This is a genomic window from Neptunomonas qingdaonensis (genome assembly GCF_900113275.1).
In the GTDB taxonomy this organism is placed as follows: domain Bacteria; phylum Pseudomonadota; class Gammaproteobacteria; order Pseudomonadales; family Balneatricaceae; genus Neptunomonas; species Neptunomonas qingdaonensis.
The window spans coordinates 18,056-34,205 of record NZ_FOOU01000011.1 but is presented as its reverse complement, the minus strand read 5'-3'; the positions used below and the strand labels follow the sequence as shown (position 1 = coordinate 34,205).

Annotated in this window: 9 protein-coding genes; all 9 read right to left on the bottom strand. The window is 41.5% G+C overall.

All coding sequences use genetic code 11. The features are described 5' to 3' along the window. Positions 1-109: 109 nt before the first annotated feature. The 9 genes from BM099_RS14680 to BM099_RS14640 all read right to left on the bottom strand — a co-directional run bounded on the left by BM099_RS14680 (position 110) and on the right by BM099_RS14640 (position 16,135). The gene (locus BM099_RS14680) at positions 110-3,154 is read right to left on the bottom strand and encodes a DEAD/DEAH box helicase (RefSeq protein ID WP_090728887.1); all 3,045 of its coding nucleotides are present in this window, start codon (positions 3,152-3,154) and stop codon (positions 110-112) included. Beyond that, on the bottom strand, positions 3,154-5,802 hold the full coding sequence (locus tag BM099_RS14675; RefSeq protein WP_177201199.1) for an EH signature domain-containing protein: 2,649 nt from the start codon (positions 5,800-5,802) through the stop codon (positions 3,154-3,156). Before BM099_RS14675 ends, BM099_RS14680 begins: the two co-directional genes overlap by 1 nt. Next, entirely contained in the window at positions 5,799-6,566 is a 768-nt protein-coding gene (locus BM099_RS14670) for an OmpA/MotB family protein (protein ID WP_090728885.1), read from the bottom strand. Before BM099_RS14670 ends, BM099_RS14675 begins: the two co-directional genes overlap by 4 nt. Beyond that, entirely contained in the window at positions 6,566-8,797 is a 2,232-nt protein-coding gene (zorA, locus tag BM099_RS14665; protein WP_090728884.1) for an anti-phage ZorAB system protein ZorA, read from the bottom strand. The genes BM099_RS14670 and zorA overlap by 1 nt, the downstream gene beginning before the upstream one ends. 1,008 nt (positions 8,798-9,805) lie before the next feature. Then, positions 9,806-10,501, bottom strand: a complete 696-nt coding sequence (locus BM099_RS14660) for a GIY-YIG nuclease family protein (RefSeq protein WP_090728883.1) — start codon at positions 10,499-10,501, stop codon at positions 9,806-9,808. An 8-nt stretch (positions 10,502-10,509) separates the two neighbouring features. Further along, complete coding sequence (locus BM099_RS14655; RefSeq protein ID WP_090728882.1) at positions 10,510-11,961, bottom strand: hypothetical protein; 1,452 nt, start codon at positions 11,959-11,961, stop codon at positions 10,510-10,512. Further along, complete coding sequence (locus BM099_RS14650) at positions 11,961-12,236, bottom strand: hypothetical protein (RefSeq protein WP_090728881.1); 276 nt, start codon at positions 12,234-12,236, stop codon at positions 11,961-11,963. Before BM099_RS14650 ends, BM099_RS14655 begins: the two co-directional genes overlap by 1 nt. A gap of 663 nt (positions 12,237-12,899) precedes the next feature. Continuing rightward, positions 12,900-14,798, bottom strand: a complete 1,899-nt coding sequence (locus BM099_RS14645; RefSeq protein ID WP_090728880.1) for a DUF262 domain-containing protein — start codon at positions 14,796-14,798, stop codon at positions 12,900-12,902. Continuing rightward, positions 14,795-16,135 (bottom strand): DUF262 domain-containing protein, encoded by a 1,341-nt coding sequence (locus BM099_RS14640; protein WP_090728879.1) that lies wholly within the window; start codon positions 16,133-16,135, stop codon positions 14,795-14,797. Before BM099_RS14640 ends, BM099_RS14645 begins: the two co-directional genes overlap by 4 nt. Positions 16,136-16,150 lie beyond the last annotated feature (15 nt).

Genomic DNA, 16,150 nt, shown 5'->3' with positions numbered 1-16,150 from the left:
CGGGTAACTGTCAGATCAAGTCTGAGCTACTACATTTTAGATTAAGGAAGGATTCGCAAGATCTAGCACTTCTTACCATTTTGTCTTCTCGCTATGTTAATAACATTATCTACAAGCCCATTGATTTAATCATGTCTGTTTCACTGACAATATCAGGAGTAATCACTGCATCTTTAAGTACAATTTTTCCATTCAATAATCGATCAAGATGAACATCAAACGAGTCAAACTCAGGATGCAAAACTGCGGGAAGATAGATATGTACATCTATTGTTTGCCCTATTCTATAAACTCTATCTGTAGCTTGAGCTTCTTTCGCAGGATTCCAATGCCTTTCAAGGTGAACAACATGGTTCGCACCAACAACAGTCAGACCTACTCCTGCCGCAATCGGCGACATGATTATTATGTTAAACCCAGTGACGGACTCAAATTGTTCAATCATACTTTTTCGTGTGAGATCATCAGCTTTTTTTTGTACGGCGGCGGTATCACCATTAATAACATGGATATTTAAACCATAAATTTTATCTAGCCACATTTTCAATAAGCGTTGCAACTGCTTAGTTACCATGAAGAGAATTACCTTTTCCCTTTTAGCCTTTATCTGTTCAAGAACATCTAACAGAACTTTTAATTTCCCTGATTCATTTATTAGCGCTACCGCATGTTTAGGCGAGCTCGCCAATAATAACGAAGCAGTATCATGAAGCCGAGGATGTAAAGAAATGCTCCTTAATTTTTGCAAAGTTGTCAGTGCCTGCCCTCTCATATCCTCCGTACTACTCTTGACTCTGTACTCTTCCAAAACTGAGTCATATACTTGTAGCTGTTGACCACTCATCATTTTAGCGAGGTCATCTTTTACAGAAATTAAACTACCCGCTGATTGACAAATGCCACTATAAATAAACTTACCTGGTAACCCTTTAAGTTGATCTTCTTTAACACGGCGTAGCATGAACCGACCTACGGCTTCTCGTAATTCAGTTCCAACAGTTGCTCTGATATGATCTCGATTTTCATCATCTGCTTCGGTAATAGGCTTTACCCAAGTATCGCGAAAGTGTGCCCAACTTCCTAGTAACCCAGGTTGCGCGGTATCTATTAAACACCAAAAATCTGCTAGGCTATTTTCTACAGGAGTTCCTGTAGCTAATAACTTAAAATCTGCCTTCAAGCCCTTGGCCGCTCTTGTTTGCAGAGTGTTGGGGTTTTTAATATTCTGAGCTTCGTCAAAAATTACAATTCCCCAGTCAATAACACAAAGAGAAAACTGATAATCGCGGAGTGTTTGGTAGGTAGTAAGGACTAATCGACGATCCATATCCAATCGATTAACGCCTGATTCAGGTCCTACTTGTAAAGCATATCGTATAGCGTCATTCGACAGCTGCCCTTCTGCATTTAAGGCCGAGGCTAGTTGAACAGATTCTCTGTCGGACCCTTGAATTCTGTATTTCTTCAAGTCTCGTCCAGACTGAAGAACGACAATGTCGCGGAAAGGTATCGTACTAAAGGTATTTTGAACTTCTTGTTCCCAGTTTTCCAAAAGACTTAACGGTGCTATAACCAACATGGGCTTTTCTGGTTTTCCGTATCTTTTCTGCCGATTAAGATACTCTCTAAGAGCAACAAGAGTCATGTATGTTTTGCCTAACCCCATATCATCGGCCAAAAGAGCACCCTGTAAACGATATAAATCGTCATGATCATCAGTTAAAGCAGACTCTAGAAGAGATAAAATCCAATCTATCCCCTCCTTCTGATGAGGGTAAGGAGCTCTGGCATAACTTTCCCAATCTGGTTTATTGACTTCATTCAACTGATTAGATTTTAAAATCAGAGAACTAGAAATCTCATCCGCCTCTCTTAATACAATACTCACCTTTTCTTTAGAATTATTATCATTTGGCAGATAGCTATCAGGTTTAATTTGATCTACCTTATTACTAATCTGATGAATCATTTCTTTAACTACAACATCAATACGATCATCATCACTGATATCAATTAGTTCCCCAGCAAACTCCATTGAATCGGCGCCTTGCGATTTAGCCACTTTTAATTGTTTAACAAATTCATCAACGTCGTCATTAGATTTAATTAAAAACTTTAAGCGTTCGATTGGTTCTGAGGCCATTCTCGTAGTAAACCAATCTCTCTTTTTATCGTCTAATCCCCCAAAATCCATGTGCCGAAGCTTACCAGCACCTAGCACCCTCAAAGAAAAACCCAAGTCCAGATTAACTAAAGAGGCATCAAGAAAAGCACTTGGTGAAGTAATAAAGTCCTCAACTTTATCCGCTGGAATTCGTCTGTTGCTCATAACCTCTCTTAGAGCATCCATTCTTTTAGGTTCAATCAGTACAATCTTGTTGTTAATACGCAATACCCCATCGGATCCGCTGAGGTCTAATTGCTGCCAACGATTTTCTAAATGATCAGGGGTAATACCTGTGCCTAAACTCGGACACAGCTCTAAACTTCCGTCAGGCATACGTGTAACTAAAACACCGACTTCGTTAGGAATTGATACATCAAGACGATCAAAATGACTCAAATCAATTCTCATGCCGCTACGCTCAGCCATCTGTAATAAAGCCATCATTCTTAAATTGGCCGTTGTACCTCGCTCCTCAACAGGTAATGATTGATGGTTTTCTACAGCAGTTATGCCCATCAATTCAGAAGATGTCAGCCTGTAAATCTTTTTAGTACCAAAATAAATAAAAGGCCCTTTCCTACGAAAAGGCTCATTTTTTTCATTATAAAAAGCACTCAAATTAACTTTAAAACTACTTTTTCCAGTATGGCCACTAATTGCTGAAGTAAACTGTCCTGGATAGCGCCTATGGATCCCTAATATATCCGCCTGCTCGTCATCTAAACCTGCAACAACCTCCGAAGAAATCATAAACCCATTAGGAAAGGCGGTTGCCAGATCTTGCTCTTCGAGCATGCGAAAAACCACTAACTGCATAGTCTCTAATGGAAGACCGCTACCTTTAAGCACACTATCATAATATTTTTTATCTAAGAAAAAATTAACGCCGCTTATATCTGCAACATAATCAAAACCGGCACCATAATCAGAAGACGAAATACTTTTAGACACGCCCAAAAAAGAGAGCAATAACGATTTAACGCTCATCACAATTCCTTAAAATTATATTTCCCGATACCGGGCGTATGGGAACTGCGTAAAGACCAACAAAAAGCATTATCATGTCTTAAATATTTCGATATAGAACCAAGAACATAACTTCTTATCGTTATCTCTTCAACTTTAATAATTTCAGAAATTGTGGAAATCCGGCACCCTGGGTTTAAGTATATACATTTTAATATCTTTTCTTCAATTTCAAAATCATTTACAATCTTTGGCTTATTAATTTCAGCACCAGAACTTTCTTTATTTTTTAAAACCCAATACCCATCAATATTTTGTTCTACCAACTCAGAGAGTTCATTGTTAATACAACTCAGCACCACTCTTTGATTAATACCTAAACCGAAATCGGAGAACTTTGAATCAAATCTCTTATTAAGTTTCAAGTATTCTAATATTTTAGCTGCAGGGTATGAAAGTTTAAAATCAGCCACTTTCTCTGATATAGTTATTTTTTTATTTTCATTAACTGCATCTTCATGAAAAACTTTTGAAGAGTAACTAGAACCTAAAGTATCATTTTTATTTGATTCTACAGGTGGTCTAAAATTATCTAAATTATACTTCTTGATACCGGATCTGCGTAGATACCAACAAAACTCATAATTTTGTCTTAAATATTTCGATATAGAACCATGAATATATCTTTTTATTATTTTTTCTTCAGTTTCAAGAATTTTAGAAATCTTAGAAATCTGGCACCCTGGATTTAAGTATATACATTTCAATATCTTTTCTTCAAACTCAAAATCATTTACAATCTTTGACTTATTAATTTCAGTACCAGAACTTTCTTTATTTTTTAAAACCCAATATCCATCAGCATTCTTTTCTACCAAGCCAGAGAGCTCATTATTAATACAACTTAACACTTCTCTCTGAGTAAAACCTAAATTTAAGCCGGAGTACGTTGTATCAAATATTTCATTTTGCTTCAAGTACTCTAATAGTTTCGCTGCAGTATATGAAATTTCAAAATCAGTCATTTTCTCCGATATAGTTATTTTTTTATTTTCAAAAACTGCCTCATTATTAATGATTTTTTCAGAAAAACTACCATTTATTTTTAACTTATCGGATGATTTAACATCCACGTAATTCATAGACAACCCTAAAATATCATCTGTTTTTTTGCTTACAGTAGGGTACCCAAATGCGGAAATATAATACTTATAATCTTTTGAGCTTAGCAATTCCTCTATATCAAGACCTATACCGTTACTTGCCAGAAAATCAATTACTTTTCTTTGCCAACTTGAATTATGTACCACATCTATAAACGGCAAACCCGGATATTTATTACTGTAATCTTGTGGAATACGATGAATTAGCTCTCCATACGTTAATAGCTTTATATCATAAGAGGTTAGCAGGTCACTAGGCTGTGCTAAATAAGCCCAAAGCCTGAAACTATGGGATCCTTCTATCAGAAAAAAGTCACCGCAATCTAAATAAATAATCGCTTTATCTGCCAACACCCCATCAAGTTTCACATAACTTGTTTTTAATTCATCTCCGAGTATTCGTTTAACTATACCGGCTGCTGTCTTACCAAGCATTAAACGCGTACTTCTTATAATCTTTAATTTATATAACCCCTCAAGAAATAATTTTCTCGCAGGAAACATTCTTTGTAAATCATCTTTACCAGTCACGACACCGTATTGCTCTACAGCTTGCAGGAAAAGTTTTAAATCTTCCTTCGACAACCAACTTCGTACTTTTTCAATCCGCGATTCACCTAACGGTAACCACCATTGGCGGAAGTTTGGAGCAGAGCTAGCTATACGGGGGTCTCCTGCCATGTTAATAATAAAATCTTGCCAAGCAGACCCAGGATCTTCTGCTACTCTGTCGATAAGAATTTCTAAAGCGGCGTGGCCTATGCGACGACTACCTTCAAAGGGAGCTCTACATACTCTTGGTTTTAACAGCTCAGAAAAGACCTCATGAACACTTCCCACAGGTAAGGTACGTAGGACATCTAAATAGTAATGGGCTCGACAAACATCTCCGTATCGACCACCATCAAACCCTGATATACAAAAGAATGTGAAAATCTCATCAAGCTCTTTATGCTCATTGAGAGCACGCTGAACCAACGCTTTAGGTCCATCAAGTGCTAGGATCCAATATCCTTCTTTTTTTAATGTATGTAGAAAATCAATTTTTTCATCAGTTTTTGGTTCTGGCAATTTCGAAAACTGTGTTCTTAACTGTCTCTCAAACGCCTTCAACACTCCTATTTTAGACGAGTTATTTTCTGGCTCTAGTTGGTCGAAAAACTGGAAATATAATTGTATTAAATTCAGTAAAGGTACTCTTCCAAGGCGAGGTTGTTGAGCATTAATTAAAATATCTATTACTCCGGCTTTCAGCGACTTTTCCCTAAACTGATCATCTTCAAGCCAAAGAAATGTAATCGCTCTAGCCGCTACCCGGCTCTTAAGAAGTGTTTCTAGACGGATAGAAGATGCATGGAGATCCAGTTTTTTTAATTCCTCACAGATCCGCAGAAATACGTCACTGTGCCCAACTTGATCTTGAATAATACGAGTATCAGAAATAAGACTCTGCCATCCGGATAGGCCCAATGTTCTAAATTGAAAACACAGTGGAGGCAAGTTCACTGGATGCTCCTGGATCGCTGTCGTCCTAATAGCGCTTCATAATCAGCGCTATTAGGACGACGTATCGTAAAACGAATATCTACCCGCCGATTCAGGCTATACTCTTCTTCAGTTTCCTGCTTATCTGTCACTGGACGTGTTTCAGCATATCCACTTACCGAGAACAACGGTAATAGTTCTTTGTTTCTCAGCTCATCCAGCTGACTTCCTGGAAGCAATGCTTTATCCCAAAACTGCCAGAGAGAAATGGCTCTAAAGGCTGATAACCCCCAGTTTCCTTTCCCCATAAATCCAGCGGTGGGTCGATCATCAGTATGACCTTCAATAAAGATTGTATCCAAATAGTCAGACCGGTTCCCAGACCTAATGACTTCACTAAGTACTTCTCCTATTTGCAATGCAGTAGACTGATAACGCAACCCCACCTCATATGCACCAGTCTTGAAGCCCAATATGTCATTTGAAATACTCAGTACAGTTTCATTTTCACTAACGCTAACCTGAATACCACGCTTAATTAACATCTCTGCTGCTTCTTGGAGAATTGTTCTACGAACACCTTCTGCTTCCTTCAGAAACTCTACTTCCTGCGTAAATTTCTGTTGCCGTTCCTCTAATTTTTCTTGAATTTCCATAAGCTGAACAATAAGAACGACCGCTGCAAGAATAAAGATAATTAGTAATGATGACATAATGTCCGAAAAAGATATCCAATACGGGTTATCTTCATCTACAGAAGGTTTCTTTGAAAAACGCATACGCATTAACGTTTCTCCAAATCATCGACAATACCGCTAATAGCATGAACTGTTCGTTTCATTTCATCAGCAAATGCCATGGTTGTCTCATTCCAAAGTTCCATTCTCTCAGTTACCTGCTGGCGAACCTCATCGGAATAACTTCGCAGCCATTCCTCAGCCTGTTTTTCTATACCTTCTACTTGAGTACGCAAAGAACCGCCCAAGTTATCAAACTCGTGCCGAACACCTTCTAAGAAAGCCTGTTGATGTGTACCGAGATGACTGAATCCTTCATGCGCAACTTTAGCCGCAGACTCGAAATGTTGAGTCGCCTCATTTAATGATGTTTGAAGCATTTCCAGGGAAGAAGCTTGCTCTCTGACCTGCGAGGCAAGTTCATGATTCTGCTGAGAGGCACCTTCAATACTATCTGTTACGGCTTTAAGGCGGATATCTAGTACGTCGGTAACTTGCTTAAGGTTTGAAGAAAGCATACTTAACTGATTAGAACTATTACTCATATTCTGACTACTACGTTCAGCGGCGCCAGCTGCTGTACTCAGCTCTTTTATAAGTACCTGATGCTGATCTGCCATTTGTAGCATCTGCTTTTGAGTCACACTAACCCCTTCAGAGACTACTTTCATCAACTGGTGCTGTTCAGATACTATTTGTTCTAATTGATTTTGGAACCGTTGCTGTAGTTCTGTTTCTCGCTGTTGAGCTGCTTCATTGTGAGAAGTTATTTGATTATCCAAATTCGATATGGTTTTTTGAAATACCTTTTCAAGATTATTCTGCTGTAACCCCGTCACTTCTTCCATACGATTCAGTTGATCTGAAGATGCAGCGCTAAAAGTACTAATCATTGACTGCTGCTGAGTAACGAGTTCTCGCTGTACTTGTGAAATATGGGCTGCTCTCTTCACGTCACGATCATTAACAGCTTCGAGCTGACTCGCTAGCAAATCCCTCTGACTCGCAGTGCTTTCTTTAAGGACAGAATTGAATATATTTTGACGTTCCTGATCATGCTTCTCTGCCGCACCTAACTGATCAGATAACTGGTTAGTTAAACTCTGCATAAGTCCGTTAAAACAAGTTTCCATTTCTGTTTGGCTATGAGTGGCCTCTGCCCGATGATTCTTCAATTGTTCTGCAAATTCACGAGAGTATTGTTCCGTATGTGCACGGTCTCTATTTTGCTGTTCTGTTAATGTGTTAAATAACAGATCCATTTTTATTGCCATTGACGATACAGCAGAACTAACATCAGATGCGGCTTTATCCATCATCTCCCCTTGCTGAGTACCGGCTGTTTCCATACTCCCCATAAAATTACTAGCGAGTTTTTCTAACACATCAGAAGACTGTTGACCCGCTTGTTCTGCAAGTGTCTTTAATGCCGGTGCCATTACATTATTAAGAGCATCCGTAAAAGCCGTCTGCATCGAATCGCTTATACCTGATACCGTTTCTTGAAAACGGTCACCTATACGTTCATGCAGTTCCTGCAACGCTTCTTTAGTCTCTCTACTAGAATCAGCTATTTCCACTAAAGCCTGTTCAGCGGGTAGACGAGGATATAAAAAATCAATTTCATGCTGTAGCCGGTTAATACTCCCCAAAGCGCTACGCTCAAACAACTTTTCAAATACATTCAAAAACAAACTGGAGCTAACTCCCCAAACCGAAGTCATAAAAGCCACCGCAGCTCCATTAATCATTGAAGCCACACCTTTCTTAAGATCATCAACATCGGATGTACTTACCTGGAGGTCGGTAAGACCAATGGTCAAACCAATGAAAGTCCCTAAAACACCAATGGCAGTTAAAAAAGAAGGGGTCGCAGCCAAAAGGCGACTCGACGACAGACCGTAAGCTAAGGTACTACTGTTGAAAAAATGCTCAGCATCTAATGTATTATATAATTTTTTCTGATCTGACGAAAAAACTAAACTTTCGTCAAACTCCCTCCACAAACTACCAACTTGTTTACTTTTCGTCTGCTGTGCCTTTTCAAGTGTTTCTGTGCGCATGTAAGCTAGATTAGCTTTGTCTAGCTCTTTAATTAGAGATTTAACCTGTTTATATCGAGAACGAAAGCTAAAATAGTGATAGACGACAGAGGTGACCGCAATCGCAAGAATTGCCATCATACCAATCCAGAACCAAACACTGAGTTCCATTGTTTGGGTGCCAGGTTCTAGCAATAAACTGAAATTTGGCCATAAATGAAAAAGAAGCTCTAGCATCATAATTCCTTGTTTGAGAATTCCTTCGGGGGAACTTTTTCTATTATTAAGTTCTATTTTTCAATAGATTAGCTATTGCTAACATCATACTTAGTAGATATCTTGCGTTCCAACGTTACACGTATTGGTCAAATATAGAGGGCGTACTTCACACACACTAGTACCCTGTCCATTTGTGGAAGTTAAAAATAAAAATGCTGTTCTCATTATTAACTCCTTTTATGAGGTATATAATTAGTGCTCCCCAATATTATCTACTCAGCCTTATTTTTAGCCAAGTGCGATAAAAAACCGTAGAGTCATATAATTTCAAACAAGGGAATATGGAGAAGCCTCAGAATCAACCCCAATCGAAAGGTAAGGATTTTTGCATAGATGGAAGCATGAATGCTGAGGGTATCATGCTGATCTTCTGCAGAACTAGATATATTCCGGAAAACACCTTGACCACGCGTTTTACAAAAATACAACAAGCTTCCTTGCCTAAAAAACCCCACAAAATCATATTTTCATAAGCATTCTAAGTCGCAATCTTCGTTCTTGCCAGTTGACTTATCATTAAAACTTCAAATGAGAGACTTTTGTGCGGCAACACCACACACTGGTTAAATTTCCAGTTCACCTTTTTTTGGACTCGTTAAGGGGTTTGAAGCCCAACGGTACGAAAACTACTAAAAACCTGTGCTACCCGAAAGCCGTTATAGGCTGTCTAATCGTAAAGGATGGTAGTTGCGAAAACATCGAAGGCTAGAGGGTAGCTCCCTCAAATAGAAGCCGTATATACGCAAGTAGTTTACTATTTATGTTATTTTCATTGCTCAACAGATGGAGTTCATATACGGGTAGCCGAGGGGATCCTACTCTCAGCCCCCATAACACCCTGGCGCCTGCGTGGCTGTCGAGCTTGTGATTGAGCGAAAAGCGCGGTGCTGACTTGTCTCTCATACCCCCTGAGTGTAGTAAAAAATGTGCGTGACACAGACTCTCTCTATTCAGCGCCCGTGATACTTATAAACCTTCTATCCTGATTTGATCACCAAGGGAGCTGATGTATTTCAAATCATTTGAGTCCAAGTCGAACCACTCACCTTCCGTCCGTTTAGCGGAAAATTTTCGGTGTAATGACGACTCAGCTTGTGTGTAATCATCAAACCATGCATATGACTCAATCGCAGTCACGAATGGAAGCTTGACTTCAAATAGTCGAGTCCGACTTTTGATGTTTACCGTTTTGCCAATTTTGTAGCCGTAATCTGACTTAAGCACGTACACATAACCGCCAGTGCAGGCGCCACCCCTATCGACTCCAGTTGACCTTGTGGCTTGAAACGACAGGTCCTCCATTCCTTCGAACTGCTCATGAAAAAGATCTTCGAGCATGTAGCGTCCAACTACCTCTTTAGCAAATCCTAAGAAGGGGTTTCGCCAGTAGCGTCTTCCCGACGGGTTCGGCTTGAGCGTGATATTTACCGGACAGTACTGAAGCTCTGCTTCGCTATCTGCTTGATTTACTCCTACCACTAAGCCAATACCGGATACTTCACCAACCTGTTCTTGCTCGTTCCACTCGGCGATAACTAAGCCATGACGGGGCCTTAACCTCGCCCCAAGGCCTGCTGGCATTTGGATACGGGCTTTACCACAGCTATCCTCGACAATTAGGCAAGAGTTAGAGACACGAAAAAACGTTTTAGGGATAATCATAATGTTTATTAAACCTCTGTCCTTGAATGATGTTCATCACCAAGCAATGCTCGAAGATGCTCATCAAGTTTCTTTTCTTTTTGTCCTTTCCAGGCGATATAAGGATGCTGATTAAGGAAGGGGGCCGTCTCTCTAAACGACTGGATGACTTCTTCGACGCTCTCTTCGATTGTCTCCAAAATGGTCTTGCCAATAGCAGCTTCCCCTTTTTCAAACCGCTGACAGAAAAAATCTTCGTCGAATGGACTCTCTTCATAAGGAAAGAACTGAGATACTTCTTCCGCATAATAAAAAACATAAGGAATTATTTTAGATAAATCGGTATCGGGATACAGCACAAGATAGGTTTCGCCAAAGTGATGGACATCAGGCCTCTCACTGGGATGCTTTAGCTGGTCAGGACCCAGTGAAATATCATCAGGTCGACAAAGCCCTTTCGAATCGATGCAATTCTCAAACAAATAACTTAACTCGCTGTCATTTGGATGAACAATTCGCTCAACTGCAGAATGAAGGTGGTATCCAATAAAGAATCTAGGCAAATAATATAAATCAAAAGCGATGGAATAATCTGCTTCCATATTGCGCCTGACCAATGTCGTTTGCTTTTCTATCATCCGATTCCAAGTTTGTAGCTCCCACTTTAAATGCTTACAAACAGGCTGCTCTTTTTCGTCTATCGAAGAGAAAAACAAGTTCCAATCGTTAGTAGAAAAAGTCTTGAACGGCTTATTGTACAACTCTTCATGCCTCTCGAAACCGGTTAACTCTATCTGCTTGGCAAAGTAGCGAATGGTTTCCATATCGGGGTAATCCATGGAAAAGCCCGACTCTCCTATTTCTCGATAGTATCGTCTCAGGTGCTCCGCCTTCGACTCAGCTAGCTTGCGATAGGTCGACAGTAACCCCGTTTCTTCATTGACCTTTTCCGTAATCGCAGACAATAAGTAACGCAGCTTGCCTTGATCACTTATGCTCCCTTTTAATGGATGAAAGCGTGTACCCCGTGCAAGCTTATCAGCTAAAGACTCTAGTGATATGCCGCGCGAAGATGCCTCCAAATACTGATGCACAGAACGGAGAGTCCGTATCCATGTGGCTGTATTTGCAATGAAGCACTTACTAGTAGCCGACTCTGGATTACGCTGGGTCATTCGAGACAGATCACGCCGAAAAGCATGTTTGTCCGGATATGCCTCCCATGCATGAGACCAAAGCGTTCTAGGTTTAATGTCATAATACGACAGAATCCCCCACATATTCATAGCCAACGTGGCACGATCTTCCAGGGGGATTTTTTTGCGCCAATCCATCAAATTATTAAACGCTTCTTCTCCTGCGCTATGAAGCTGAGCCATACGCTCAGACTGTTTTTCATTCTTTTCTAATCGCTGATTTCTCTCAAAGTCGATCTGCTTTGGGAATGCGATAACATTCCCTGTTTCACTTGTATGCTTCATCAGTGACGGTTCCTTTTCGAGTGCTGGTTCTTACGAGCAACAGTAATGACTGTGCCACAATCTACGACTACATAGATGCTCTTTAACTGAGCCAATGGCCCTTCGGAAAGAGGCCCCAAATAGCGCTTCACTTGTGTCATACCTTTTTTATCAAGGTGGTAAACCTCGCTGCCCCGGTGGTGCTCAACCTTTCCCCAGTCAAGAATCAGATCAATTGCCACCTGTGGAATTGAACGTTGCTCTATTCGTTCACTCGCGTGCTTTGAAATATTCATTAGTGGGCGCTCCCGCTCTGTCGTTTGCTTAAAACTATTCTGCTACAAAGCTGACAGCGAGAGGCATCAATTTAAATCAACGAGTTACAATTTTTTTGATGCATTATTATTTAATTATCGATGCGTTAATATATAATTTTTGATTCATGTATTGATTCAAAATTGATACTAGATTGGATCGATATAGGTGTAAAGATCACACAATGGACCTTTTTCTAGATACTCGCCCATCCTTTCGATGCTGACTGTGGGGCTATCACAGGAAAAATGCCTGCTGGATTACCGACCGTTCTAAAAATGACACCAATGCAACATTGATCAGCATTCGTTAGAGTTGGCAGCAAAACGTGACTGTGCGGATTCTGTGCTAATGATTAGCCAGCGTTAGCTTTGAGTATCCATTGATCTACAGAAGCGAGAAGTGAAAGATCTAAAGCGCGTCGCTGCCTATGCTTCGCCCCTCGCGTGGACGCGACATGCGGTGACACAGACTCTCTCTGTTGTGTGCCATAGCAGAGGGAGATTATCCCGCCGGCATGAGCGGTGCGGGCCTTGGAATAAAAGGAGGAAGTCCCGCTCTATATTTTTTATTCATTAACTAAAGTGCCGAATATCAATAAACACCTACTAAGTTCAAAGAAGGGAAGTGACTGACCATTACACCTAGCTACAAAGCACTTCCACCATCTTACCTTCGTGTTCGGCGATCACTTCTGGATGCTCAGGACCCCAGTCGTCACAGCTCATCATGAACACCTGCTTCAGGCTCTCGACAGCAGTAGCTTTTTCATAGTGCTCTTTCTTCGCCGTTGGCAGGTAGTTGCTCAGCTTTGAGTTATTACGGTGGCTGATCAGACATAGGTTTCCGAAGGAGTCGATACCCTTCGGTAAAATATCTGACGTGGTAATGGGTATGCCGCTCAGCGGATGTTGTGGATAGTAGTGCTCAACTGAGGTGCGGAAAGTAAAGCTAAATCCTTTTGCTCTCTTGCTGATATAGTCCATATTAACTCCATCAAAGACCTCTTTGTTTTTTAGCTGCTTCCAAAGCAGGTAGTCGAGGCGGTTGAAGATAAAGTTCTGAACGTGGGTTCCCTGATTCAGATGCTCTACATTGAAGCTTGTAGATAATGTTCGGTTACCAAAAGTCAATTCGAAGTAATCCAAGGGTTCTGCCGAGCTAAATCGGCCATAGAGGAATCTATCGCTGAGGGCTTCCATGAATTGGATGTAACCTCCGCCAACTAGTGTCAAACTACTGTCAGTATTTTGGTACAGGTAGAACAACGCCCCACTCAGCCAGTGTTTATAAACTTGAGTAGGGAAGGAAACATGGAACATCGAGAGCAACATGATCAGCAGTTGGTTGTCAGCGTCTTCGGCAAAGCTGTTTACATAACCCAAGCTCACCTTTTCTCGCTTATAGCGTTTAAGCCGCTTCAGACTCCAGTCTTCCTCATTTTCCCGTTTGATGACATAACGATCAGACAACATCCGGCACTTAAGTAGATCAAGCACGAACTTGCGGGGCTCTGGGTTATGTTCTGTGAAGGTATCCAGTAGCCGTTTGTCATCCAGGGGGATGTCTTTGACCGTCGTCACCCGCAAAACATGGAGTAGGAAGTTGGGGAAATTGATAACAGAGCTGAAAGTTCCCGGACTTTCTTTGCTATTTTCTTTCTGGCTTGAGCGAAACTGTGGCTTGTTAATAATCGATGCCAGCGATTTTGCTTCCGTGCCTTTCTGCTCTTCGCTGTTGATGGTCAATGCACTGCAAAGACTACCGAATTCCTCAGGGCAGGTTTTCCAATCAGAGCCAAAAACTGTTTTTCTAAGATCCGATTTAATACCGAGCTGAACGTAGCGATCCATCACTGTACACGCATCCCAAATAGTGGCGAATGCGCTGCGCTCGTCATCATCGGAGAGCTGACTCATCAGTCGGGCTTTGAGGACTTCGTGTTTCTCTAATTGCTCGCCACGGTTATTCATGATCTCAAAGTAATGATTAAGATCGGTACCTTCCGGTACGATGACTCGCAGGATCTTGACCTTATTTTGTAGATAGTGGGCAAACAGGTTCAGATTGGATTTTTCCCTTTGTAGATAGCGTCTGGCAACTTCATAAGCAGAGCGGATTCCAGATTCCTCTTGTAACTCAGGTGAAGGATTGTCTCCATTGAACAGCATCCGCAACGTTCGATCTGATTTCTCACGACTATCAAATCCTAGGTTGATCTTCTGAATACCACCGAGATTTACTGCAAACTCATTCTTCAATACCGACAGCAGAATACTCAACGTAGTATGGCGCTGCTGACCATCTATGATCTCGAAACTGTTATCCGTACGTTGATAGGCCACCAGACTGCCGATGTAATAACTGCCGCATTGCTCATCGTCACGAGTAGCAGCATCCATAACATCCTGTAGTAGCTGCTCAACTTCCGGCTCGCCCCAGGCGTAGTTCCGCTGATAGATAGGTATAGTGTATTGACCCTTCTGAAACAATTCGGCAACTGAAATCTCAGCTACCTGTTGAAATTCTTGTTTTGTGGTCATGACTGCAGATACCCCAATGATGTGAATTTTTCGACTAAACCCTGAACGTTCTTCGGGGCATTGAGTTCCGACTTATTCAGCGGTGGGATAATAAAGGCCAGTACTTCATGAGGGTGTAGTGCCTTCTGAATGGTCTTTAATAAGCTATTGTCTTCCAACGCCTCGTTATCGATGGACTCTAGGGCGACCCGTTGTTTTGTCAGACGAATGCTATAACTCCAGATAAAACAGCGTTGGGCGACTTTTTCCAGTTCAACATCACCAAATTTGTCAAAGTAGTAGAGCACGGCGCACTCGAATAAGGTTCGCACGTAGTGGTCCCCAATGCGATTGCGGCCTGAATAGTTGTTGATGGTTTTTAGGAGATCTTTAAGCTCCGATTTATCATGAAGGAACAGATTTTCATAAGTCGCGATGTAGTGTTGGATATACTCGAAGAAGCGCTTACCGTTGAGAAGAGGCTGACCTATCTGAAACGGATAACACATTGTTTGCTGATCCCAATGCCTGACGCTATCGGCATTGTATTGGTCGACCATGTAATCCAACGCCCGCAACGTCTCGGTATGCCGGTATGGCGTTGAACGCAGGTTGACCCCTTTAAAGGCATTAATATGATGACGGGTGAATGCTCGTCCAGAGCTTCCTGCTGTCCAGCTACGCAGGCGAAATAGACTGTCACTCATAATGGTGTGCAGGCTGGTTGCTTTACTGCCCGGTTCTGGGCTGATCTTGCTCTCCCAGATAGCAACACATTGAGTGCGCTCCAGCTCGGTGTTGTCTACCATTTCTCTCAGGTGAAACGCCTTGAGCAGATCATAGGGTTCAAGAGGTTTACCGCGTGCATTCTGGGAGTCGAAAAACTGAAACGCTTCGCTGAGGTCATCAAGTTTAACGCAGATCAATTCACAGCGATTAAGCAGAAAATCGACAAGATACTCGCGATCGGATTCGCTCAACTGGTTGGCGCGGCTGTCGATCACGGCAGCATTGTGGCTAAGGTTTTCGATCGTGATTGGTGAACTAAATACCTGTTCCAGAAGGTTTGGCTGGCATAGCTTGTTCTTGTCTAGCATATGGCACAGTAGCGTCAGGGTTAACAGCCGTTGCTGGCCGTCGACTATCGATAGCTCCTGCTCAGAGCCCTCTAGCGCCTCCTTATGTAACACCACTGTTCCCAGCCGGTAGCGATTTTTGTACCGATGATTGAGCAGGTCGTCAAACAGCTGATTTACATGGCTATCCAGCCATTTGTAGGGCCGTTGGTAGTCGGGAATAACAAGCGGCATCTCCAACATATTTTTTACCGTAACCACTTCTTTGCTAATAATTGGCATTTAATCAAATTCCTT